Below are 23161 nucleotides of genomic sequence, written 5' to 3' on the forward strand. Positions count from 1 at the left end.
ATACCCATGACGATGCACCGTTTTCTCGTTGCCGTTCTTCTTCTTCTGATGGGCATCACTGGGTGCGCCAGCACGGGTGGTGCGGCGAACCGCACGGCGAACAAGCCGCCCGAAGATCGCGATCCGCAGCTGCTCTTCGAGCGCGGCAAGGCGTACGCGGACATCGGCGACTTGGTCCGCGCGGAGCAATATTTCGGCGCGGCTTTGGCTGCGCACGCCGACGAGCGGCGCGTGCTGCCCGAGCTCCTTCGCGTGTGCGTGGCCTCGCGGCATTACCGCCTCGCCTCGGAGTACGCGCAGGTCGCCCTCGCGCGGCGTCCCAAGGATGCGCATCTGCGCTTCGTCGCCGGGGCGCTCTACGTCTCCATCGGCGAGATCGGCCGGGCGCGCGAGCACCTGGAGCAGGCCGCGCGCGACATGCCCGAGGACGCCGAGGTGCAATTCGCCGTGGGCACCTTCTTCCGCGACGAGCTCACCGATCAAATCGGCGCCGATCCATACTTCCGCGAGTACCTGCGCCTCGCCCCGCGCGGATCGCACGCCGACGAGGCGCGCACCTCGCTGATGCAGACGGTCGCGATGCCCGCGCCGGAGGTGGCGCAGTGATCCCCGACGAAGTGTTCTCGGCCACGTTGCTCGACTTCTTCCACCCGGTGAAGCCGTACCTGGAAGACCCCACGGTCACCGAGGTGATGATCAATGGCCCGGGCAAGATCTACATCGAGCGCCGGGGTCGTCTCGAGCGCGTGGCCGCGCGGTTTCCCAATCCGAAAGCGCTTTTTTCGGCGCTGCGCAATGCCGCGCAGTACGTGGGAAAGCACGCCGACGAGGAGCGGCCGCTTCTCGAGGGGCGCCTTCCCGACGGCTCGCGCGTGGCCGCGGTGCTTCCTCCGGCCGGCCCCGGCGGTCCCTACGTGGCCATCCGCCGCTTCTTCCGTGAGAAGCTCACCGTGGAGAAGCTCATTGGCTTCGAGTCGATCACGCGCGACGCGGCGGATCTCATTTCCACCTTGATTGCCTGCAAGCAAAACGTAGTCATCGCCGGCGGCACGGCCAGCGGAAAGACGTCGCTGCTCAATGCGGTTTCCACGTTCATTCCCGACGACGAGCGCGTCGTGGTCATCGAAGATTCACAAGAGTTGCAACTGCAACGCGATCACGTCGTGACCTTGGAGGCCCGCCCGGCCGACGTGAAGGGGCGGGGCGAGGTGACCATTCGGCAGCTCTTTCGCATTACCTTGCGCATGCGCCCCGACCGCATCGTCATCGGCGAGATCCGCGGCGGCGAGGCGCTCGATCTCGTGCAAGCCATGACCAGCGGTCACGGCGGCTGCCTCACCACCTTGCATGCCACCTATCCGCGCGACGTGCTTTCGCGCCTCGAGACCATGGCCATGATGAGCGACGTATCCATTCCGCTCATGGCCTTGCGCGCGCAGATTGCCTCGGCCATCAACATCGTCGTCCAGGTGGCGCGCCTTCGCGACGGCAGCCGCAAGATCACGCACGTCTCCGAGATTGCCGGTTTCGATCTCGCCCAGGGCATCTACCTCGTGCGCGATCTCTACTTGCGCCACGTCTCGGGTCTCGATGCGAACGGGCGCGTGCTCAGCGAGCTCCGTCCCACGGGCATTCTTCCCAGCATGCTCGATCATATTCAGGCGCAGGGATACGAGCTTCCCGCCGCGATGTACGAGGCCGCGGCTTCCGCCAACGAAAGCGCACAACCATGAGATCGAGGCTTGCCGTCAGCATGACCCACCCGCGTGTGCTCAAATACGTCCTTTCGCCCGACGAGGGCGCCGAGATGCTTTTCTACGAGGGCGAGTCGCGTGATCCGTTTTCCGTCGGTCGCGCGGGCGCGTTCCACGTGGAGGGCAGGGGCGTTCTCGACGTGCACGCGTTCGTTCATTTCGACGGGCAACGCCTTTTCATGTGCAGCACCGACAGCGTATCGCCGGTTCTCGTGGATGGTGCACCGCTGCAGCGCCGCTGGAGTGAGCTCACGCCGCCGTGTCATCTGCGCTTCGGTGCGGCCGCGGCGAGTTTGCGCGGGCCCGATGGCACATCGGAGGTACCGCCGGAGCTCGAAACGACGGCGCTCGATTTGAATCCGCCGCCGGACAGTCTTCCCTTCGAGCCGACCCAAGTCTCCGTGCAGCCTGCGCAGGCGTCCGGCGTCGTTCGTGTCGAGCCGCCGATTGCCCTCGGCGATTCCATCGCCACCAAGGTTTGGAGCATTCCGCCGCCACCCCCGTCGCCCGCGCCCGCACCGATGCCCGTGCCGAGTGCGGCGCGGCCCATGGACGTGACGCAGATCTCGCTGGCCCGGCGCGATGCACGGCGCAAAGTGGCAGTCGCCGCGAGCATCTTCGTCGTGGTGACATTGCTCGCCTCGGTGTCCGTCGTCTTCGCGCGCATTTGGATCCAGCGCCATCGTCCGCGTCCGCAACCCGTGGCCACGACGGCGTCCGCTCCAGCGCCCGCGCCCACACAGACTCCTAGCGCCCCCAGCGCCACCCCGCTTCCCACGGGCATTGCGGTCCACCCTGCGCCGCCGATCGATGCCGGCCCGCCGCCGCCTCCGAAAGGTCCCGTGACACCGACCTTGGAGCGCGCAGCCGTGGACGCGTTCCAAACGGGCGATCTCCCCAAAGCGCTCCAACTCTACGAACAGCTGGCCACGGAAAACCCGGACAATCCGGCCTTCGCCAACACCGTGCGCATTCTTCGCCAGCGTTCCGCCGCGCCGCCGTCACAATAGGCGGCGCGGCGATGATGGCATATCGCTAATACCCGGCCGCCAAACCGCCTTCGCGGCGGGGTTCCGCCACGCCGATCCACGACGTGCCCGATCGACCGATCCCGGGGGCATCGGCGATGTGCTTCATCTCTTTCATGGTGTAGCCCATGCCCTCGAGTCGCTTCAACGCGCCGGGTTGCAGGCCGTCCTTCTCGTAGAGCACCACGTCCGGCAGGTGCTGCATGTGGAAGCGCGGGCCACTCACCGCTACGCCCGGATCCAGCCCGAAGTCGAGCACCGCGGAGATCTCGTTGAACACGGCCGTGATGATGGTGGGGCCTCCGGCGGCGCCCACGACCAATTTGATCTGACCATCGGCGCCCACCACGAGGGTCGGCGTCATCGATGAGAGCATCCGCTTGCCGGGGGCGATGGCATTGGCCTCACCCTGGACGAGACCGAAGCCGTTGGGCGTGCCGGGAACCGCGGCAAAGTCGTCCATCTCGTTGTTCAGGATGAAGCCCGCGCCTTTGACGGCGACGCCGTTGCCGTACCAGAAATTGGGCGTCGTGGTGAGGGCCACCGCATTGCCTTGGCCGTCGACGACCGAGAAGTGCGTCGTGTGCGGTCCGACGCCCGACGCCGCACCGCTCTGGATCTCCGACGACGGCGTCGCCTTGTCGGGCTTGATCGTCGCACGCTGCTCGGTTGCCCATTGCTCGGAGAGAAGCTGGTCGAGCGGCAGCTTCACGAAGTCGGGATCGCCCAGCTTCTCGTTGCGGGCGGCGAAGGCGCGGCGCATTGCCTCGAAGACGAGGTGCAGCTCCTCGGGCGATTGCCAACCGAGCTTGCCGAGGTCGTACGCCTCGAGAATGTGGCAAATCATGGCCAGGGTGACACCGCCCGAAGACGGCGGCGGCATCGAGATGATCTTCTGCCCGCGGTAGGTGAATTCAACGGGCGTGCGCCACTTCGCTTTGTAGCCCTTGAGATCCGCCTTGGTGATGATGCCGTTGCCCGCCTTCATCTGCGCCACGATGGCGTCGGCCGTCGGGCCCTCGTAAAAGCCTGCCGCACCCTTGGCGGCGATGCGCTTGAGCGTGGCCGCGAGCTCCGGGTTTTTGACGATGGATCCCTTGGCGGGCAGGGAGCCATTCGGGAAATACAGCGCCATCGTCGATGGGAATTTGCGCAGGCGATCTTGCGGGCTCTCGTCGGGGCGTTTGCCGAAGGTGTTCAGGTACGCGTCATCGACGACGAAGCCCTTCTCGGCGAGCTCGATGGCGGGGGCGAGCAGCTCGGCCCACGTCTTCTTCTTGGAGCCAAGCTGCTGATGAAGTTCCCACAGGCCAGCCACGCTCCCGGGGACGCCGGACGCCTTGGCGCCTTCGATGGTGTCGCGCCCGTTGGGCTTGCCTTTGGCGTCGAGGTACATGTTCCGGGACGCCGCCGCCGGTGCCGTCTCACGGAAGTCGAGCGCCCGTACCTGCCCATTGATGCGGGTCACTGCAAAGCCGCCGCCCCCGATATTTCCGGCGCTCGGGAAAACCACGGCCAGCGCAAATGCCGTGGCCACGGCCGCATCGGCCGCGTTTCCGCCTGCCGCGAGAACATCGCGCCCGACCTTGGACGCCGTTCCGTGATCGGTCACCACCATGCCGTTCGCCCCCTCGACGACGACGGGTTTCTCGAAGCGCCATCCCGGTGGCACCTGCGGAGCACTTGGTGCAGACGCGTCACGTGCGTCATGGCTTGCGACGGCGGATGCCGCCGGTGCGGTTGCCGAAGAGGGCTGCGCGGCAGCGGGTGCCTGCGTCGGGGCCGGATTGGAGCCGCACCCAGCGGCCAGTGCGAGCGCGAGTAGAGGAAAAACGAAGCGGCGGCGGAGAATCATGGGCGCAGTTTCTCTCAGAATGCCGGAGCGCGTCTAGCTGCCCGCATCGAGTTTCTCCGTTCCCTTCGTGAACATTTCCTTCCCTGCGTCACCGGATGACGCCGCCGTTTCGGTCCAGCACGCGCGACGCGGGGCCGGGTGACAATCGAAAACGGATGCAAACGGAAATCGCGGAGATTCGCGAAGGGTATCGGCGTTCCAAGGCGATGGCCCGCCGCCTGCTAATGCGATGTTCATCGGCATACCGCCGACGCCTTATCCACCGAAGCAAAAACGACTTTGTGAGGGAATCGCCATGGCAACGCTGTATACGATCAACGTCAAGAACGACAGCCTTCAAGCGCAGAATTTTTATTTCTTCCAGAAGCCCGCCGTCTACACCGGGGGGCCGCAGGTCTATTCGAATAGCATCTACAAGCAAAAGCTTTTGCCCTACGCCAACTCGGGCTCCATTCTCACCTTCCAGTTCTTGCAGCAATATTATGCGGGCGCCCAGACCCGGCAGCATCCGCCCGTCGTGGGGCAGGCGTCGGGGTTCACCACGTCAAGCCAGGCCATCGATCTCACCAGCGCGACGGGTACCGGCAACAATACGACGCAAATGGTGGTCGATCCGCTCGGATTGAGCCCTGCGATCAACACGGCCGGTGTGCAGCCGGGCGCCTTCCGGATCATCTCGCCCGCGTTCAATCCCGTTCTTCAGCAATTCAATGCGGGCTTGGCGGTCAAAGATGCCGCGACGGGCCTGGTGACCCTTTCCAACTTCGTCACCGTCGAACCGAGCAAAAACCTGGATTGCCAGCCGGTTCTCACCTTCTACGTCCAGACTGGCGATTACCAGGCCGGCGACGTCATCAATTTCACCACGTCATCCATTGGTGCGGCGGCTTGCGACACGACGCCGGGGTACACCACTTTCAACATTACCTACAACCTCGATGGTTCGTGGACGGTTCTACCCTCCGGAGGCCAGGCGGTGAAGGTGCCCGGGCTCACGCAACTCATCGGCCGCTCGGACCTGCTTCTCCCGAGCAATGGCTCCGGCAACGGGCACGTTGCTTCCGTGCCGTCGAACACGAACATCAAGAACGAGGCGGGGACGTCGGTCATTTGCACTGGCGATGCCGCGAATTACAATCCGCCCTTCCTGGTCACCAACCTGAGCAACCCCACCGCGCTGCGGGTATTCGGCGAATACCAAGTTGGTCCGATGACGGGTCCCTACAGCGGCCGCCTGTGCACGGCCATCAATGGTACCACGGCCACCTTCGGCAACTGACCACGAACTTGGAATAACGACCGCCACCGGCGAAGCATGCACGCCGGTGGCGGCTCGTTTCACGTCGCATAGAGCTGCTCGGCCCGGCGAAACAAGATCCAGCTCGTTGCAATGTACTTGTCGCCGCCCTTGGGCCGGTTGCCGCGGTGCGTATGCGTGAAGGCCGTGGGCGCAATCAGCAGAGAGCCCGTTTTGGGCTTTATCTTGCGTGCCTGGTAGAGAAACTCGGTTTCGCCCTCCTCGAAGGAATCGTTCAAATAGATCGTCCAGAAGAGGACGCGATGGAGGGTGTCCCCGCCGTCGTTCTTTTTGGGGTAGAGCTCGGAGTGCCAATAGGGATAGCCGCCGACGTCGGATTGGTATTTCTGCAGGTTGATCTCGCCCGGGCGAAAGGCCTTCATCACCAGGGCGGTGAGCACCTCCTCGTCGATGGTTGCCAGTTGCTCGGCGTGAATGATCTCCGGCGCGCCGGTCGTCGGGTGGGCCATTTTGAACTGCAAGGGTGCAAGGATGGCGTGGGCGAATTTACGCAAATAGAGCCGCAGGCCCTTCAGGGCGATTCGATGAAGCAGCGTCACCGATGGCGACCACTCGGGCGCTCCCGAGATGCCCAAGTCCCAACTGTCTTTGAGCTTCAAATCGACACCCCCGCCGGTAGCACCACGAGTAATACGTGGACTACCTTGAAACCGCTCGATGATCTGGGCACACGAGACGGGATCCAGCGCGTCTTCGTACACTTCGATGAAGTCCGGGTGGTTCATGCGGTTACTCCTCCCCCATTGGCGTTCCTTCGATAGAACGACATAAGGCGACGTTTCCAGGATCGGCCAAGTGTCTTTAAAGCGAGAATGTTCGTGGCGAGTATGCTAATGACATTTCTCGCTCCGCGCGAGCGGATTTGCCCAGTGCCGTGAAGAGCCGGCGCCCGGCGAGTGCCCTTGCGGATCCACTCAGGTATTCAGCTGCCCCCCCGAGGAGCCTGGCCCTCATTCATGCCACCAATGCACATACCTCGGGCTACAAAGGCAAAGGCCAGAAGGTGGTGGTCATCGACACCGGCGTCGCGGCGGATCATCCGTCCTTGAGCGGCAAAGTGGTCGACGAGGCTTGTTTCTGCGGAGGCTTCTTCGGCGGCTGCTGCCCCAATGGCCAGAAAACGCAAACGGGCCCCGGCGCCTCCAAAGACGATCAGGGCCACGGCAGCCACGTGGCCGGCATCGTCTCCGGCGTAGCGCCCGAGGCCACGTTGGTCGGTATCAAAGTGCTCGATTCCCAAGGATCGGGGTCCACGAGCGACATCGTTTCCGGTCTCGATTGGGTGCTCGACAACCATCCCGATGCCGTGGCCGTGAACATGAGTCTCGGTGGCGGCACCCCCACGGCGAGCGATTGCGATTCCAGCCAATCGAGCTACGCCAGCGTCATCAATGATCTGCGCACCAAGGGTGTGCTCACCGTGGTGGCCACCGGCAATGGCGCATCGTCCACCGGCATCAGCGCACCGGCCTGCGTCAAAAACTCTTTCTCCGTGGGGGCGGTGTACGACGGCAACCTCGGCAAAAAGGCGTGGTCCAACTGCACGGACAACGCGACGGCCGCCGACCAGATCACGTGCTTCTCCAACAGCGCCGCCAATTTGGATATCCTCGCCCCCGGCTCGGTCATCACCTCGGTGGGCTACCAAGGCGGCACGGCCAATATGAGTGGAACCTCGCAGGCGACACCCCATGTCGCGGGCGCGGCGGCTGTCTTGCGCGCCGCCAACACGGCGCTCAAGCCCGCCGACATCGAGAGCATTCTCCAGACGACGGGGATTCCCATCACGGATTCCCGTAACAACGTGACCCGCTCGCGCATCGATGTCGAAGCCGCTGCGAAGGAGGCTGTTGCGCGCGCAACATCTACCCAGTAGCACAAGCATCGACCTGGGGGGGATTGGCCTCTAGGTTAGAGGCATGACCCTTGGCCTCCCTTCGCACGTGCGGGCATGCCTCTTCGATCTCGATGGCGTGCTCACGCAAACCGCGACCGAGCATGCTGCCGCCTGGAAGGAGATGTTCGATGCGTACCTCCAGGCATGTGCGCAGCGGACGGGCAAGCCTTTCGTCCCGTTCGCTGCGCATGATTACGAGCTGTACGTCGATGGGAAATCGCGCGCCGACGGCGTGCGTTCGTTTCTCGCCTCGCGCAGCATCGTGCTTCCCGAGGGCGACCTCGACGATGCGGCGGATCGAGAAACCATTCACGGCCTGTCGAATCGAAAGAACGCGCTTCTCCTCCGGCGCATCCATGCCCACGGGGTCAAGTCCTACGAGGGCTCGGTGCGCTACGTGCGGGCCGTACGAGCGGCAGGTCTTCGCACCGCGGTCGTGTCGGCCAGCGCGAATTGCCACGATGTGCTCGTGGCCGCGGGGATCGAGTCGCTCTTCGACGCGCGCATCGATGGCATCGTCGCGCTGCGCGATCACCTGCACGGCAAACCCGCCCCCGACACGTACCTCGCCGGAGCGCACGCGCTTGGCGTCGAGGCCGGGGCGGGCGCAGTGTTCGAGGATGCGCTCGCCGGTGTGGAGGCCGGGCGCGCGGGAAGCTTTGGATACGTTGTCGGCGTCGACCGCGTGGGGCAAGCCGAGGAACTGAGAAAGCGCGGTGCCCATGTCGTGGTGACCGATCTCTCCGAGCTGCTGACGGTCGGAGGTGCCCCGTGATCGAACAGCGCGCCTTCAACGTCGAGCCCTGGGGGCTCACCGAGACGGAGCTGCGGCTCGATTTGATTGCGCAGGCCGAATCGCTCTTTGCGCTGTCCAATGGGCATATCGGCTTGCGCGGCAATTTGGACGAGGGCGAGCCGCATGGGTTGCCGGGTACGTACCTCAATTCGGTGCACGAGCTGCGGCCGCTGCCCTACGCCGAGGCGGGGTATGGCTTTCCCGAGTCGGGGCAGACGGTCATCAACGTGACCAATGGCAAGATCATGCGCCTGCTCGTGGACGACGAGCCGTTCGACGTGCGCTATGGCCAATTGCGAAAGCACGAGCGCCGTCTCGATTTTCGCGAGGGCGTGCTCACGCGCGTTGCCGAATGGTCGTCACCTGCCCGGCGCACCGTACGTGTGACCTCGAAGCGACTCGTGTCGTTCACCCATCGATCCATCGTGGCCATCGTGTACGAGGTCGAGCCTCTCGATGGGCCGGCCACGTTGGTCGTGCAATCCGAGTTGATGGCCAATGAAGCCTTGCCCCCCATGGGCCGCGATCCGCGCGAAGCCGCCGTGCTCGAGGCGCCGCTGCGTTCACTGGAATACGAATCCCGCGACAATATGGTCGAATTGGTGCACGAGACGATCCATAGTGGCCTTCGCATGGCCGCGGCCATGGATCACGTCATCGAGGGCACGGACGGCGTGCGCATCGTGAAGCACGTCGCGCCGGACATCGGCCGCGTCGTGGTCACGGATCATCTCCAGCCCGGGCAGCGCCTTCGCATCGTGAAGTTTCTCGCCTACGGGTGGTCGCGCCAGAGGAGCCTGCCCGCCGTGCGCGATCAGGTCGGCGCCGCGCTCACCTCGGCGCATCACGCGGGCGTGGACGGGCTTTTCGCCGAGCAAAAGCGCTACCTCGACGAGTTCTGGGCCCGCGCGGACGTCGAATTGGAGGGCGACACCGAGATCCAGCAGGCCGTGCGCTTTGCGCTCTTCCACGTGCTGCAGGCGGGCGCCCGTGCCGAACTGCGCCCCATTCCGGCCAAGGGCCTCACGGGCCCCGGCTACGACGGGCACGCGTTTTGGGACACGGAGACCTTCGTGCTGCCCGTGCTCACGTATACGAATCCCGCGTCCGTGGCCGACGTTTTGCGCTGGCGGCATGGCACCCTGTCGATTGCCAAAGACCGCGCGCGCCAGCTCGGACTCGCGGGGGCGGCCTTTCCCTGGCGCACCATCACTGGGGAAGAGTGCTCGGCCTATTGGCCTGCAGGCACGGCGGCCTTTCACGTCAATGCGGATATCGCGGACGCGGCGATTCGGTACGTGGATGTCACGGACGATGCGGCCTTCGAGGAGGAAACGGGCCTGGAGCTCTTGATTGAAACGGCGCGCCTCTGGCGCTCGCTGGGCCATTACGACGTGCACGGTGATTTTCGCATCGACGGAGTCACGGGGCCGGACGAATACAGCGCCCTGGCGGACAACAATTTGTATACGAACTTGATGGCGCAGCGAAACCTGGTGGGCGCGGCCGACGCCTGCGAGCGTCATTTGGAAAAAGCGCGATGCTGCGGCGTAACGACCGACGAAATGGCCGAATGGCGTGCCGCTGCCCGCGCGGTGCTCATTCCGTACGACGAGGACCTGGGGGTGCACCAGCAGGCCGATGGCTTCACGCGTCACCAGCTCTGGGACTTCGACCATACCAAGCCCGAGCAGTATCCGCTGCTTTTGAATTTTCCGTATTTCGATATTTACCGCAAGCAGGTCGTCAAGCAGTCGGACTTGGTGTTGGCCATGCATCTATGCGGCAATTCGTTTTCGGCGGAGCAAAAAGCGAAGAATTTCGAATATTACGAGCGCATCACCGTACGCGATTCGTCGCTGTCCGCGTGCACGCAGGCGGTGCTGGCGGCCGAAGTCGGGCACATGAGCCTGGCCTTCGACTATTTGGCGGAGTGCGCACTCTTGGATCTGCAGGATCTGCAGCACAACACGCGCAACGGACTTCACATTGCCGCGCTGGCGGGGACGTGGATTGCGCTGGTCGCAGGGCTCGGCGGTATGCGCGATCAGAACGGGGTCATCGCATTTGCACCGCGACTTCCCGAAGGGCTCACGCGGCTTACCTTCACCTTGACACGAAAGGGGCTTCAGTTGCGCGTGACCGTACTTTTGCAAGAGGCGACCTATGAGCTCTTGCATGGCGAAGGCTCCATGGACGTTTTGCACCATGGCGAGCGTCTCACGGTGGAGGATGGCGTGGCCGTGCGTCGTCCGATTCCGCCGGCGCCGTTTCGTCCCGCGCCGACTCAACCGAAGGGGCGCGAGCCTAGACATCGTTGATCGTGTTACTTTCGTTGCCATGATCACGCGCAAGCTCGGCTCCAAGGGTCCCCAAGTTTCGGCGCTCGGTTTGGGTTGCATGGGCATGTCGGATCTCTACGGTCCTGCGGACCGCACCGAGAGCATCGCGACGATCCACGCAGCCCTCGACGCCGGCGTGACTCTGTTCGATACCGGCGACTTCTACGGAATGGGCGACAACGAGCTTTTGCTTCGCGAGGCTTTCCGCGAGCGCCCCGGCTCGCGCGACAAGGCGGTCATCAGTGTGAAGTTCGGCGCGCTGCGCGGTCCCGATGGCAGCTGGCTCGGATACGACGGGCGCCCCGCCGCGGTGAAGAACTTCATCGCCTATTCGCTGCGCCGGCTGGACGTGAAATACATCGATGTATACCGCATCGCGCGCGTCGACCCGGCCGTGCCGATCGAGGAAACGGTGGGCGCGATTGCCGACTTGGTGAAAGCGGGATACGTGCGCCATGTGGGCCTTTCGGAGGCGGGCGCCGACACGATTCGCCGCGCCCATGCGACGCATCCGGTGTCGGATCTGCAAATCGAGTATTCACTCTTGTCGCGCAGCATCGAGAGTTCGATTCTGCCGACCACCCGCGAATTGGGCATCGGCATTACCGCCTACGGCGTGCTCTCCCGCGGTTTGATCAGCGGCCACTGGTCCAAGGACCGTCCCGTCGCCAAAGGCGATTTCCGCGCCGTGAGCCCGCGCTTCTCCGGCGAGAACTTGGACCGCAATTTGGCTTTGGTGGAAGCGTTGCGCCGCGTGGCGGAATCCAAGGGCACCACCGTCGCCCCCATCGCCATCGCCTGGGTTTTGTCCCGTGGCCCGGACATCGTGCCGCTGGTGGGCGCCCGCCGCCGCGAGCGCCTGACCGAGGCGCTCCGTTCAGTGGACATTGCATTGTCCGCGGACGACCTCGCGAACATCGAGCGCGCCATCCCCGCGGGTGCCGCCGCCGGCGAGCGGTATGCGGCGTCGCAGATGGCTCATTTGGATAGCGAGAAACGCTAAAGCACAATCCTCTGCTCCGAGCAGGCTGTCGAGCTCATCATTGCCGGGATCGAGCGGGGCTCGTGGATTCGGTCGCGTGGGTTCGGGGGAGTTATCGCTCGAGTTGGCGTATTATCGGACCCATCCATGCCCAATGCACGACTTGCTTACCTCGCCGATCGACAGGTGCACCTTCTTTTCGACGATGGGGAGACCGAGATCCTCTCCAGCGCGTTCGTGGAGGACGTGCGGCGGCGTGAAGCGAGCATCGATCGCAAAACGTCGTGGAAGACGCAAGGAACGGGGGCAAGGTTCATGGGCGCGGCCGCGCTCTGGGACGACGCGCAAGGAAAACGCGAGCCCGCGTTCTTCGTAGCGCTTTCACGCGGCCGGCGCCCAGGCGAGCTGCTCTATGCGGTGACGACGGGTGTGGTGAGTGGGATTTTCGCCTACGATGTGGCGACCAAGGGGGAAACGCGGTTGGTGCACGGTACCGACGGCGTCGCGCTGTCGATGGCCACGAGCGACGATCATCGCGTGGTGGCGATGACGCGATCGCAGAAAAATGGGTCATGCAACGTTGCGGTGATGCGCGACGACGGCGGGGAGGTGGCCTTGGTAACCGATGGCGATACCGTCGATGGTGCACCGTCTTGGGTTCCCGTGGGGCCCGAGGTGACCGCGGGTCGCCATCAATTGGTGTATCAGTCGTCGGGCGTGGGGCGCGATGAAACGGGGATGCTCGCCGGCTTGGGCCCATCGGAGATTCATTTACTCGACGCGGAGCACGCCAAGCTGCGCACGCTGGTGGCGCACCCGGACTTCGATTATCTCTCGCCGCGCATGATGCAAGATGGGACGCTGTTTGCCATTCGTCGTCCCTATCACCGCGGGCCCGCGGCGCCCAACGCGGGGGAGATGCTGAGAGATGGATTGGTGGCGCCGCTCCGTCTGATGTACGCGGGTTTCCGTTACCTCGACTATTTCACCATGCGCTACACCGGTAAGCCGATGTCGACCCTGGGCAATACGCGCGGCCGCCAGGTGGATGCGCGGCGTCTTCACGAGCGCCAAAATCTCGCGTCGGCGGGCGAGGTGGGGCAGCCCGACGAGCTGCCGCGCGCTCCGCGCGAATGGGCGCTGGTGCGCCGCACTCCGCATGGTGACGAAACCGTGGTTGCGGAATCGGTGGCCGGCTACGATTTCGAGCGCAATGGCGCGCTGCTTTTGACCGATGGTGCGGCGATCACGCGGGTGGCGCCCGATGGCCAATGCGCAAAATTGGCCGACGCGCCGCGCGTGACGACGTTGGTTTCGCTCGTCTAAAGGCCGAAATTCCAAAAACGCCGAGGCTTGCTGCACTTCCACCCCAGCCCGGCTGGCAGGAAATGGCCGAATCTCCATTCATCGAGAAATGCACCGTTTCGACGGCAGGTAATCGAATACGTCGACGTAAGATTGGCGCATGACCAAAGTCGAGGAGTGGATCGCGGCAAGAATTGCGGAGTGTTCGCCCTCGGGGACCCGAGGAGACGTGGGGGCCGGGGAATTGGTGCGCGCCTTGGGCTTTTTCCGCGGGGACGCTCGCCAGATCTTCGGCATGATGGGCAACCGCACGCAAATGCCGGAATTGGCCACTCTTCAGGCGGCCTGCGAGGCGGCCATTCGCGGTTGGTACGATGAATTCGGGCGGACGGCACCGGCCCTTCAGGCAGATTTGTACGAATTTTGTGAGAGGAACCCTCGGCTCGCGCTCGATCTCGCCGAACCCTCATGGCTCACGGAACAACGAGCGAAGGTAGGTGCCCTCGAAATCGAGAGGGATGCGAAGCTATCGCAGTACGGCTGCCCCTCCGATGCTCTTTCGGTGTGGCCGGGGCTCCAAGAGGGACTCTCTGAACTGAGGGCCCTGGGCGCTCGGGTTTCGTTCGAGGCCGTGATGCCTCACGTGGGATTGCCGCGCGAACTCGACATGTCCAACTTCGAATGGTACGCGGACGATTGGGCATCGATTGGAGAGGCTCGATTCGAGCCTGCGTTCTACCCCATCGCGGGCGCCGATGGCGATGCCTTCGGGCTGCTCATCGACATGTCGCTTGCATCCCAAGGCATTCCGGCCCCCCTCGTATATTACTTTCACGAGCACGATCCGGTTTACACGTGGGTCTTCGAGAGCTGCGCGACCGCCGTGGAGGTCTTTACGAGCGCTGCGGAGAAGCAAGCGAAACGCCGCGGGATGGGCGGGAGTCAAGCACGGGGCCGTGACGACGCTTCTCGACGAGATGAACGATTTCCACGAACCAAAGGAATCACCGACCCGCATGGCATCATGGCAAGCGCTCCACCGGACGGCCCCAAGCGCGCAGGCGGCGGGCGCGTTCGAGAAAGTAGGTAACCTCTTCGCGATGCGCAACATCGCCGCACAGACGATCATGCGCGACTTTGGCGAAGAACGGCAAAAGCTTTCGCAGCGGCCGAAATGACTACAGCCCGAAATTCCAAAACGCCGAAGCCTGCTGCACTTCGACCAAGGTGTGCGCGGAGTCGGTGAGGGCGTCGTAGTACGATAGGTACACGTCGTCGACGGTGCGCTGGGCGACGAGGACTTCGACGAGGGTGGCTCCGCCGCGTTGGTAGTTGTAGAGCGTCTTTTCGAGCACCTTGTCGGCATCGGAGAGCACGTCTTGCGTGTACAGTTTCACGCGGGACGAGGCGGCTTGGTAGCGGGCGACGGCCTGGCGAACTTCTACCTCGACGTGGATCTCCGCGGCGCGCGCAATCGTGTTCGATTGGGTCTCGGCGGCGTAGGCCGCGTCGAGATCGCCGCGGTAGACGCGCGAGAAGGGGAGGGGAACGCTCAGGGTGCCGCCCAGCCAATCCGACGCGGGAAGATTCGTCGTCCCCGATGTCGCGAAATTGTGCTGCCAATTCGCGCCCAGGGTCACGTCGATGACGCGATTCGCGTGGGTGAGGTCCACCACGGAGCGCGCCAATGCCACCCGCCGTTTGGCCGAGCGGAGATCTGGCCGCTGCGCCATCGCGTGGCGGACCAGCCCCTCCACGTCGAAGTTGGCATTCTCCGCGGCGCGCAAATCGCCGCCGAGATCCAGCGCATGGCGCATATGCGGCGCGGCCGCGTTCCCCATGAAACCGACCAACGCGAGATCCGTCGCCCGAACGTCGCCCTCCGCCGAAATGACTTGCGCGCGGAATTGCTGCGCCTCCACCCGCGACTGCACCAGCAGCGCCTCACCAATGTCGCCGACCCGAAGCCGCTGCGTATTCACCGCCACCAGCGATTCGAGGCTCGCCAGGGTGCGCCGTTTCCGCTCCAGCACCAGCCGCGCATGCAGCGAGTCGATGTACGCATTCGCCGCGGCGGCCCGCAAAAGGCGCAGAAAATCCTCCGTATCGGCCTGTGCGACCGATACGCCGCTCTCCGCCACCGAAATGCGCGAGCTGCGCTTCCCGCCGAGCTCCAAGGGCACCGCAAGTTGCACGGTGGTCGCCGTCGGATTGTCCTTCTTCGAAATATCGTACTGCAGCAACCCGCCCGTGAGCTGCGGATTGGGAAATACCTTGGCAATGCCCAACTGCGCCTGCGCAATCGTCACATTCGTCCGTTGCGCCACGAGCTCGAGGTTCCCTTTGGCAACCTCTTGCAAATACCCCGCAAGGTTGAAGCGACTCGTGCCCTCGGGCTCGGCCGAAACCACCCCCGGCCACAACGCCAGCATCACGGCGCACGCACCCAAAAGCCGCTTCATGTTTCGCTTCTCCCCGACACGCGCCGCTCCACCACGTAATACAGGGCAGGCAGCACCAACAAGGTCAACACGGTTGCCGTGACCAGCCCGCCCACGACCACCGTGGCCAGCGGCCGTTGCACGTCGGAGCCAATTCCCCGCGCCAGCGCCGCGGGCAAAAGCCCCAAGGTGGCCACCGTGGCCGTCATCAACACGGGGCGCAATCGGTCCTTGGCGCCATGAATCACCGCCTCGCCCAGCGAGAGCTTCTCCTTCATATGATTCAAATTGGATACCATGATGACCCCGTTCTGAACGGCCACGCCAAACAGCGCAATGAAGCCCACCGCGCTGGACACGTTGAGCGTCATTCCCCGAAGGAGCAGCGCAATCATCCCGCCCACCAACGCCAGCGGCACACTGGCCAGAATCATCGCCGCGTGCCGCAACGTCCCGAATGCCCCATAGAGCAGCAGAAAGATGAGACCCAAGGCCAAGGGCACGATGATGGCCAGTCGCGCCTGCGCACGCTGCTGATTCTCGAACTGCCCGCCCCATTTCACTTTGTAGAGCTGCCGATCGAACTTCACGTCGCGATCGATTCGCTGGTGTGCATCCTCCAGGAACGACGCCAGATCGCGCCCGCGCAAATTCAGTTTCACCGTGAGGTGCCGCCCATTGCCCTCCCGAGTGATCGTGCTCTCGCCCGTGCGAAAGCCAATCGAGGCCACTTGCGACAATGGAATTCGCGCGCCGCTGGCCGGCGCGCTCAAGGTCAAATTGCCAATCGTCTCTTCGCTGTTGCGCACCGGTTCGATGAAACGCGCGGTAATGTCGTATCGCCTCTCCCCCTGGAAAATTTGGCCCACCGGCCGGCCGCCAATGCCAATCTCGATGAGATCGGCAATGTCGGTCACATTCACGCCAACGCGCGCCGCCGCCTCGCGATCGACCAAAATTTGCAGCTGCGGAAGTGGCGGCTCCTGATCGATCGACACGTCGGCGCTTCCCGGCGTCGCCTTGAGCACCTCCACGATGCCCTCGGCGATGCGCCGCATCTCCGCGAAGTCCTTTCCGAACACCTTGATCACCAGCTCGCTGTGCGCGCCCGCGATCTTGTCGTTCACGCCGTCGATCATCGGCTGCGAAAATCCGACCACGACCCCCGGAATCTTCTCGTAGCGCTCGGACAATTGCACGATCAAGTCGTGCTTCGTCTTTCCGTGCGCCCACGTTGCGTAAGGCCGCAGGCCCACGGACGCCTCGATGTGCGATGGCGTCCACGAGTCCGTCCCATCGTCGTTGCGTCCGAGCTGCGTCACCACTTTGGTCACCTCGGGAAACTCCTTGGTGGCCAATCGGATCTCGCTGGCCATGTCGCTGGCCTTCTGCAGCGAAATCCCGGGCGGCAACGTCACCTGGAGCCAAATCGAGCCTTCGTCCAACTGCGGCAAGAACTCCCGCCCGATGACCAGGCTCAACACCACGCCCAATCCCAGCGCACAGATCCCCGGTACGATGGATGCCCATGGCCGGCGCACCAGCACACCCAAATACCGCTCGTACGCATGCCCGAGCCGCGTCAACACGGGATTGTGAAAGACCTTGCGCGGCTTTCGCAATACGCCATAGGCCAACCCTGGAATGAGCGCCAGCGCGCACAAGGCGGCACCGGCCAGCGCGTAGCCAATCGTGTACGCCATCGGCGTGAAGAGCTTTTTCTCCACGCGCTGAAAAGCAAACAGCGGCAAGTACGCGGTCACGATGATGACCGTGGCGAAGAACATCGGCCGCGCCACCTGGCTCGCGGCCTCGCGCGCATCGTCGAGGGTCAAAATGGAGGTGGAGTCCTCCTCGCGCTTGCGAAGCATGTTCTCCAGCACCACCACCGCGCCGTCCACGATGACGCCGAAATCGATGGCGCCCAGCGACAACAGATTGGCCGGAATGTCCGTCGTGGCCATGAGGATGAACGCAATCAGGAGCGACAGCGGAATCGTCAAGGCGACGATGAGCGCGCTGCGCACGCTGCCCAGAAAGAGCATGAGCACGATGATGACGAGCCCCATGCCCTCGAGCAGCGTATGCGAGACGGTCGACAATGTCGTATGGACCAAGTCCGTCCGGTCCAAATACGGAACCACCTTCACGTCCGGTGGCAACAGCCCATTGTTGAGAGCATCCACCTTCTCGTGAATGCCATCCAGTGCCACCGAGGGATTGACCCCGCGCAAAAGGAGCACGATGCCGGTGATCACGTCGGCATCTTCGTCGCGCCCCGCGATGCCGTTGCGCGTGAGCGCGCCCAATTTCAGCGTGCCCAAATTGCGCACGAAAACGGGAGTGCCGTGGCTTTCGCTCACCACGACGTTGCCCAAGTCGTCCAGATTGCGCACGAGCCCGATGCCGCGGACCACCGCCGCCTGATCGCCGCGCACGAGAACGCTGCCGCCGGCGTTCGCGTTGTTGGCTTTGATGGCGTCCACCACCTGGCTCAATCCCAATCCATATTGAGCCAGCCGCGCAGGGTCCAGCGCCAATTGGAATTGTGTCGTCTCCCCGCCGAAGTTGGTCACGTCGGCCACGCCGAAGACCTGTTTGATCGTGGGAATGACCAGCCATTGCTGCAGCTCTTTCAGCTCCCGCTGCGAGTGCGAGGGGCCCTGGAGCACGTAGCGGAAAATCTCGCCGGTCGGCGACGTCAGCGGATCGAGCGTCGGCGTCGCGCCCTCGGGCAGCTCCACCCCGGACACGCGCTCTCGAATGCGCGTGCGCGCCCAATAGTCTTCCACCCCGTCGCGGAATACCAACGTGATGAGCGAGAGCCCGAACGTGCTCCGCGAGCGCATCACGTGCAGGCCCGGAATGCCATTGAGCTCGCGCTCGATGGGCACCGTGATCTGCTCTTCCACTTCCTCGGCGGCGTGCCCCGGATACTGCGTAATGACCTGGGCGGTCGTATCCGCAATATCGGGATATGCCTCGATGGCCAACGTGGTAAACGAGTAATAGCCGAAGATGGCCACCATCGCGAAAACGGCCAGCATCAGCCATCGCTTTTGAAGGCAAATGGCAACGAGTCGGTTGATCATGGCAAAAGCACGGCGTTCGCGGTGACGATGCGCTGCCCGGCCTCGATACCTTTCACCACGATGAATTGGTCGCCCACCTGGTCACCCACCGTGACCGGGCGCCTCTCGAACTCCCACGGCCCCGTCTCGAAGAAGACATGGCTCTTGTCGGAGGCAATCACCACGCTCGCCACCGGCACCACCAGCTCCGGCACCGCTTTGCCGTGAAAGCTCACCGTGGCAAACATCGCCGGCTTGAGGCGCGAATCCGGATTGTCGAACCCGATGCGCACTTTGATGGTGCGCGTCTCCGCATCCAGCAGATCGCCGACGAAGGCGACCTTGCCGGGGAACGACTCGCCCGGGTACGCGGTGAAGGTCGCCACCGCATCGTCGCCTTGGTGCACGCGGCGGATGTCCTTTTCCTGAATGTTCGCGGTGACCCACACGTTGGAGAGATCGGCCACGATCATCAGAATGCTCGCCGGGTCGTTCTGGAACTGGCCCGGCGCCGTCGAAAGATCGATCACCCGTCCCGCAATGGGCGAGCGCACCGTCATCGGCCCGCCGACGTTGCCCGGCCCGACGCCGAGCAGATGCAACCGGGTCGTGGTGCGTTCGAGCTCGCTCTTCGCGGTCTCGCGATCCGTCTGAGCCTGCTCCAGTTCTTTTTGCGCGCCGATGCCGTGATCGACGAGATCTTTCTGCCGAGCCACGTCGCGTTCGGCTTGGGCAAAGGCGGATTTGGCCTTCAAGTAGTCGCTTTGTGCGGCCACCAAATCGGGCGAATCGATGGTGAAGAGCGGCGCGCCTGCCTTGACCGAGTCGCCGAAGTGCACGAACAGTTTGACGATGCGTCCGGCCAGCGGCGGGGCAATTTTGGCGAGGCGCGTGGGCTCGGCCTCGACCGTCGACGGCGCGACGATATGCCGCTCGATCGATTTCATCTCGGCCGGCTTCACCTCGATGCGTTGGCGCAACGGAGAACCTTCCGGCACGAAGACCTTGCCGTTGTGGTGCTCGACCGTGGGGACCGGGGCCGTGCCCTCGGGGGTGGCCTGCTCGCCGCGCTTGCAGGCTGCGAAGAGAACGCTGCTTGCGCCACATAGGAGCAGGGCAAATTTGAAGGGCGAGAACCGCACGCGCCGCATGGTACGACGGCCTCCTAGCATGGTCACTTTCTCGGATACATTACACCTTATTAAAGGAGAGATGCCGTGATGAGCACGCACGAGGTTTTCAATCAGCCGCCCCCGCTCGAAGGCTACGATTCGCTCGAGCAAGACCGGGCGCTCGTCGATGGCATCACGCGGCACGGAGCCGATTGGGCAATGTCACGCATTCGTGACGTGGGTGTGCTCGCGACCGGCGAGGCGATGCTCTGGGGCACGCAAGCGAACCGCTACTCTCCGGAGCTGCGCACGCACGATCGCTACGGCCACCGCATCGACGAGGTGGAGTTCCACCCGGCTTGGCATCGCCTGATGCAAGCTTCCGTCGGGCACGGCCTGCACGCATTGCCGTGGCAGGACCCTCGCCCCGGCGCCCACGTTGCGCGCGCGGCCATGATTTACCTCATGTCGCAAGCGGAGCAGGGACACCAGTGCCCCATCACGATGACCTTCGCCGCCGTTCCCGCGCTGCGTGCACAGCCCGAGCTCGCAGACGAATGGGTCCCGCGCCTCACGTCGTCCGAGTACGATCCGCGCTGCATCCCCGCATCGCAGAAGAAGGGCGCCCTCAGCGGCATGGCCATGACCGAGAAGCAGGGCGGTTCCGACGTCCGCGCGAACACCACGCGAGCGCGCCCGTTGGGCAATGCCTCGGGACCCGGCGCCGAATACGCCATCGTGGGCCACAAATGGTTCTGCAGCGCCCCCATGTGCGACGTGTTCCTGGTGCTCGCGCACACCGAGCGCGGTCTCTCCTGTTTTCTCTTGCCGCGATGGCGCCCCGACGGCACGCGCAACGCGTTCCACATTCAGCGCCTCAAGGACAAACTGGGCGACCGCTCCAATGCCTCCAGCGAGGTCGAGTTCCACGGCGCCTGGGCGCGCATGGTCGGTGAAGAAGGGCGCGGTGTGAAGACCATCATCGAGATGGTGAGCCACACGCGCCTCGACTGCGTGACGGGTTCGGCGGCGGTCATGCGCCAGGCCGTTGCCCAGGCAACACATCACGCCGCCCACCGCAGCGCCTTCGGCAAGCGCCTGCTCGAGCAGCCGCTGATGCAAAACGTGCTGGCCGACCTGGCCATCGAGCAGGAAGCCGCCACGATGCTCTTTTTGCGCCTTGCTCGCGCGTACGACGACTCGCCGGCCGACGCCGAGCAGCGCGCCTTTGCGCGCATCGCCACGGCAATTGGCAAGTACTGGGTCTGCAAGCGCACCCCGCCCGTCATCGCCGAGGCGCTCGAGTGCCACGGCGGCTCCGGCTTCGTGGAAGAGTCGATCCTGCCGCGCCTCTTTCGCCAATCGCCGCTCAACTCCATCTGGGAAGGCTCGGGCAACGTCATGTGCCTCGATGTGCTGCGCGCCATGGCACGCGAGCCCGAGGGCGTCGTCGCCCTTCGCAACGAGCTATCCCTTGCCCGCGGCACCGACCGCCACTTCGACGCCTATTTGGAGCGCCTCGACCGCGATCTCTCCGACCTCACCGACGTCGAATCCCGCGGCCGCATCCTGGTCGAGCGCCTCGCCCTCGCCCTCCAAGGTTCGCTCCTCCTCCGCCACGGCCACCCCGCCGTGCTGGCCGCCTTCATCCGCTCCCGCATCCAAGGCGACCACGGCACCGCCTTCGGCACCTTGCCATCCGGCATCGACCGCGTCGCCATCCTCGATCGAGCGCGCCCCAAGGTTTAGATCGAGAGAATTCTTTCGAAGATTTTCGAGATTTGCTGCCCCCACTCGCCACGCGTCCTCGGCGCCAGGGCGCCTGCGGGCGCGTGGCGGTCTCCCCCAAATGCTCGGCGGCTGGGCCGCCTTCGCATGGGGGAGACCCCCAGCTCCGCCGAGCGCGAGGATCTCGGGCGCAGGGTGTCACGGACAGGCCGAAATCCGTCCGGGACAGGGGAGGCTGCGCGGGCGGGCGCATTTTTCGGCAGGTGCGGATTGGCACCGCATTGGCAATGCGTCGGGTCAGACCTTGGTGCGCGGCGCTCCGGACCCCGCGCTCGCAAGGTCGCAGATCAAGGTGATGGGTTGCCATTGGTATGAGCGGGAGGCAACAGCCCTCCACGTGCCCGTTGATAGCGAGGAGCCACTCCTACGGGAGCCTCGCCAGCGGGAACAACATGCGGAGCGGTGACGGGAAGCGCAGCGGGCGCGGACCGGTGGCCGAAGTCCTCGTTGGGGAAGCTGCAAAAACTGCTCGCATCCACCGGCACTTTTTTACCCTCATTTTTGATCTGGCGGAGAGAAGGCCAGGAGGAGAACGTGTGCGATTGCGCGGATGCGCGATCACGCACCCGTCTGTCTCCCGCCCGCTGTAGAGGAGGCTTGCCCCCGCGGGGGTCGCGCCTCCCCCGCGGTCGGGAGCAGGGATATCCCGGCGAACCATCGCCGAGGCGACCGTGATCCATGCCGAACGCCGAGCCGCTTTGTGCACGAGCGCACGAACATACCGAGCATCGGCTTCCAGGGCCGACTGCGGCACGCGCTATTTCCGAACCGCGGCGGCGGGAAGATCCAACCATCGCTGCAGCACTTCCCCGTGCGGTGCCAGAAGGTCCTCCCCGCGCGCGTACGCTTCGAGCTCGCGGAACGAATCGAACCCGAAGAACATCTCGTCCCCCACGAACATCGTCGGCACGCCGAAAGCACCGCGGGCCAGCGCCTCGTCGGTATTGCGCCGCAGTCGATCCTTTCCCTCCGGGGTCGCCGCCTGCACCAACAGCGGCGCCGCATCGATGCCGGCCCGCCCGAGCACCCCCGCGACGGCATCCGCCGTATCGATCGCCTCCCCCCGCCCCCATGGCGCCGTGAACAGCGCATCGACGACCCGCACGCGCTCTTCCTCCGAGAGAATCGGCAGCCCCGCCACCCGCAGAGCAATCAGCGGATTGAACGGATGCGCGGGCGGCACCGTCACCGTAATCCCGGCCCGGCTTCCCAGCCGCAAGACGTCCTTCAGCACGTACACCCGCTTGGCCGGCACCTCCGCCGGCCCCTTCGTCCCCAGCGCGCTCAAAATCGCGCCGAAAAGCACCGGTTTCAGCCGAACCTCGTGCCCTACGCGCTTTCCCAGCGCCAACACCTGCGTCCAAGCCAGGTACGAATACGGCGAGACAAAGTCGAAGCAGAACTCGATCATCGCCCCAGTCTACGCCTGTCCAGGGCGCTCGCTAGGACTGGATACCCGGTGTGCTATCTTG

17 protein-coding genes are annotated in these 23161 nt (G+C 64.4%); 11 read left to right on the forward strand and 6 right to left on the reverse strand.

What is annotated here, in order from left to right; all coding sequences use genetic code 11:
- The first annotated feature begins 6 nt into the window (after positions 1-6).
- The 3 genes from LZC95_06690 to LZC95_06700 are packed head-to-tail and all read left to right on the forward strand — an operon-like array spanning position 7 to position 2764.
- On the forward strand, positions 7-606 hold the full coding sequence (locus LZC95_06690) for a hypothetical protein (protein WXA96526.1): 600 nt from the start codon (positions 7-9) through the stop codon (positions 604-606).
- Entirely contained in the window at positions 603-1733 is a 1131-nt protein-coding gene (locus LZC95_06695; GenBank protein ID WXA96527.1) for a CpaF family protein, read from the forward strand. Before LZC95_06690 ends, LZC95_06695 begins: the two co-directional genes overlap by 4 nt.
- Positions 1730-2764: a hypothetical protein gene (locus tag LZC95_06700; protein WXA96528.1), complete on the forward strand. Its 1035-nt coding sequence runs from the start codon at positions 1730-1732 to the stop codon at positions 2762-2764. The genes LZC95_06695 and LZC95_06700 overlap by 4 nt, the downstream gene beginning before the upstream one ends.
- A 25-nt stretch (positions 2765-2789) precedes the next feature.
- Here LZC95_06700 and ggt read toward each other — a convergent pair whose 3' ends face one another.
- Complete coding sequence (gene ggt / locus LZC95_06705; GenBank protein ID WXA96529.1) at positions 2790-4637, reverse strand: gamma-glutamyltransferase; 1848 nt, start codon at positions 4635-4637, stop codon at positions 2790-2792.
- Positions 4638-4932: 295 nt separating this feature from the next.
- Between ggt and LZC95_06710 the strand changes: the two genes are divergently transcribed.
- Positions 4933-5916, forward strand: coding sequence for a hypothetical protein (locus LZC95_06710; GenBank protein ID WXA96530.1), 984 nt, complete (start codon positions 4933-4935; stop codon positions 5914-5916).
- Positions 5917-5975: 59 nt separating this feature from the next.
- On the opposite strand, the gene LZC95_06715 is transcribed toward LZC95_06710, so the two are convergent.
- The gene (locus LZC95_06715; GenBank protein WXA96531.1) at positions 5976-6680 is read right to left on the reverse strand and encodes a 2OG-Fe(II) oxygenase; all 705 of its coding nucleotides are present in this window, start codon (positions 6678-6680) and stop codon (positions 5976-5978) included.
- Between the two features lie 149 nt (positions 6681-6829).
- Between LZC95_06715 and LZC95_06720 the strand changes: the two genes are divergently transcribed.
- The 6 genes from LZC95_06720 (at position 6830) to LZC95_06745 (ending at position 14367) form a co-directional block, all read left to right on the forward strand.
- Positions 6830-7831, forward strand: coding sequence for a S8 family serine peptidase (locus tag LZC95_06720; GenBank protein WXA96532.1), 1002 nt, complete (start codon positions 6830-6832; stop codon positions 7829-7831).
- 43 nt (positions 7832-7874) lie between these two features.
- Positions 7875-8627, forward strand: coding sequence for an HAD-IA family hydrolase (locus LZC95_06725; protein WXA96533.1), 753 nt, complete (start codon positions 7875-7877; stop codon positions 8625-8627).
- Positions 8624-10969 carry a hypothetical protein gene (locus tag LZC95_06730; GenBank protein ID WXA96534.1) on the forward strand — a complete coding sequence of 782 codons (2346 nt, stop codon included), beginning with the start codon at positions 8624-8626 and terminating at the stop codon, positions 10967-10969. Before LZC95_06725 ends, LZC95_06730 begins: the two co-directional genes overlap by 4 nt.
- Before the next feature lie 19 nt (positions 10970-10988).
- Positions 10989-11993 carry an aldo/keto reductase gene (locus LZC95_06735; protein WXA96535.1) on the forward strand — a complete coding sequence of 335 codons (1005 nt, stop codon included), beginning with the start codon at positions 10989-10991 and terminating at the stop codon, positions 11991-11993.
- Positions 11994-12119: 126 nt separating this feature from the next.
- Positions 12120-13298, forward strand: coding sequence for a hypothetical protein (locus tag LZC95_06740; GenBank protein WXA96536.1), 1179 nt, complete (start codon positions 12120-12122; stop codon positions 13296-13298).
- A gap of 139 nt (positions 13299-13437) precedes the next feature.
- Positions 13438-14367, forward strand: coding sequence for a hypothetical protein (locus LZC95_06745; GenBank protein WXA96537.1), 930 nt, complete (start codon positions 13438-13440; stop codon positions 14365-14367).
- Between the two features lie 88 nt (positions 14368-14455).
- Here LZC95_06745 and LZC95_06750 read toward each other — a convergent pair whose 3' ends face one another.
- From LZC95_06750 to LZC95_06760, 3 genes are read right to left on the reverse strand one after another with little or no spacing between them, the layout of a single operon-like run.
- Entirely contained in the window at positions 14456-15739 is a 1284-nt protein-coding gene (locus LZC95_06750) for a TolC family protein (GenBank protein ID WXA96538.1), read from the reverse strand.
- The gene (locus LZC95_06755; protein ID WXA96539.1) at positions 15736-18810 is read right to left on the reverse strand and encodes a CusA/CzcA family heavy metal efflux RND transporter; all 3075 of its coding nucleotides are present in this window, start codon (positions 18808-18810) and stop codon (positions 15736-15738) included. The genes LZC95_06750 and LZC95_06755 overlap by 4 nt, the downstream gene beginning before the upstream one ends.
- On the reverse strand, positions 18807-19940 hold the full coding sequence (locus LZC95_06760; GenBank protein ID WXA96540.1) for an efflux RND transporter periplasmic adaptor subunit: 1134 nt from the start codon (positions 19938-19940) through the stop codon (positions 18807-18809). Before LZC95_06760 ends, LZC95_06755 begins: the two co-directional genes overlap by 4 nt.
- Positions 19941-20009: 69 nt before the next feature.
- Between LZC95_06760 and LZC95_06765 the strand changes: the two genes are divergently transcribed.
- Positions 20010-21650, forward strand: a complete 1641-nt coding sequence (locus tag LZC95_06765; GenBank protein WXB00303.1) for an isovaleryl-CoA dehydrogenase — start codon at positions 20010-20012, stop codon at positions 21648-21650.
- Between the two features lie 796 nt (positions 21651-22446).
- Here the strand turns inward: LZC95_06765 and LZC95_06770 are convergent.
- Positions 22447-23100 (reverse strand): 2-hydroxychromene-2-carboxylate isomerase, encoded by a 654-nt coding sequence (locus tag LZC95_06770; protein WXA96541.1) that lies wholly within the window; start codon positions 23098-23100, stop codon positions 22447-22449.
- Positions 23101-23161: the final 61 nt, after the last annotated feature.

It is taken from the genome of Sorangiineae bacterium MSr12523 (genome assembly GCA_037157775.1).
GTDB classification, from domain to species: domain Bacteria; phylum Myxococcota_A; class Polyangia; order Polyangiales; family Polyangiaceae; genus Pendulispora; species Pendulispora brunnea.

Bases quoted from the DNA above. Each gene is read 5' to 3' on its own strand.
- LZC95_06690 (WXA96526.1), top strand. From the start codon at position 7: ATGACGATGCACCGTTTTCTCGTTGCCGTTCTTCTTCTTCTGATGGGC.
- LZC95_06700 (WXA96528.1), top strand. From the start codon at position 1,730: ATGAGATCGAGGCTTGCCGTCAGCATGACCCACCCGCGTGTGCTCAAA.
- ggt (WXA96529.1), bottom strand. From the start codon at position 4,637: ATGATTCTCCGCCGCCGCTTCGTTTTTCCTCTACTCGCGCTCGCACTG.
- LZC95_06710 (WXA96530.1), top strand. From the start codon at position 4,933: ATGGCAACGCTGTATACGATCAACGTCAAGAACGACAGCCTTCAAGCG.
- LZC95_06715 (WXA96531.1), bottom strand. From the start codon at position 6,680: ATGAACCACCCGGACTTCATCGAAGTGTACGAAGACGCGCTGGATCCC.
- LZC95_06725 (WXA96533.1), top strand. From the start codon at position 7,875: ATGACCCTTGGCCTCCCTTCGCACGTGCGGGCATGCCTCTTCGATCTC.
- LZC95_06735 (WXA96535.1), top strand. From the start codon at position 10,989: ATGATCACGCGCAAGCTCGGCTCCAAGGGTCCCCAAGTTTCGGCGCTC.
- LZC95_06740 (WXA96536.1), top strand. From the start codon at position 12,120: ATGCCCAATGCACGACTTGCTTACCTCGCCGATCGACAGGTGCACCTT.
- LZC95_06745 (WXA96537.1), top strand. From the start codon at position 13,438: ATGACCAAAGTCGAGGAGTGGATCGCGGCAAGAATTGCGGAGTGTTCG.
- LZC95_06750 (WXA96538.1), bottom strand. From the start codon at position 15,739: ATGAAGCGGCTTTTGGGTGCGTGCGCCGTGATGCTGGCGTTGTGGCCG.
- LZC95_06755 (WXA96539.1), bottom strand. From the start codon at position 18,810: ATGATCAACCGACTCGTTGCCATTTGCCTTCAAAAGCGATGGCTGATG.
- LZC95_06760 (WXA96540.1), bottom strand. From the start codon at position 19,940: ATGCGGCGCGTGCGGTTCTCGCCCTTCAAATTTGCCCTGCTCCTATGT.
- LZC95_06765 (WXB00303.1), top strand. From the start codon at position 20,010: ATGAGCACGCACGAGGTTTTCAATCAGCCGCCCCCGCTCGAAGGCTAC.
- LZC95_06770 (WXA96541.1), bottom strand. From the start codon at position 23,100: ATGATCGAGTTCTGCTTCGACTTTGTCTCGCCGTATTCGTACCTGGCT.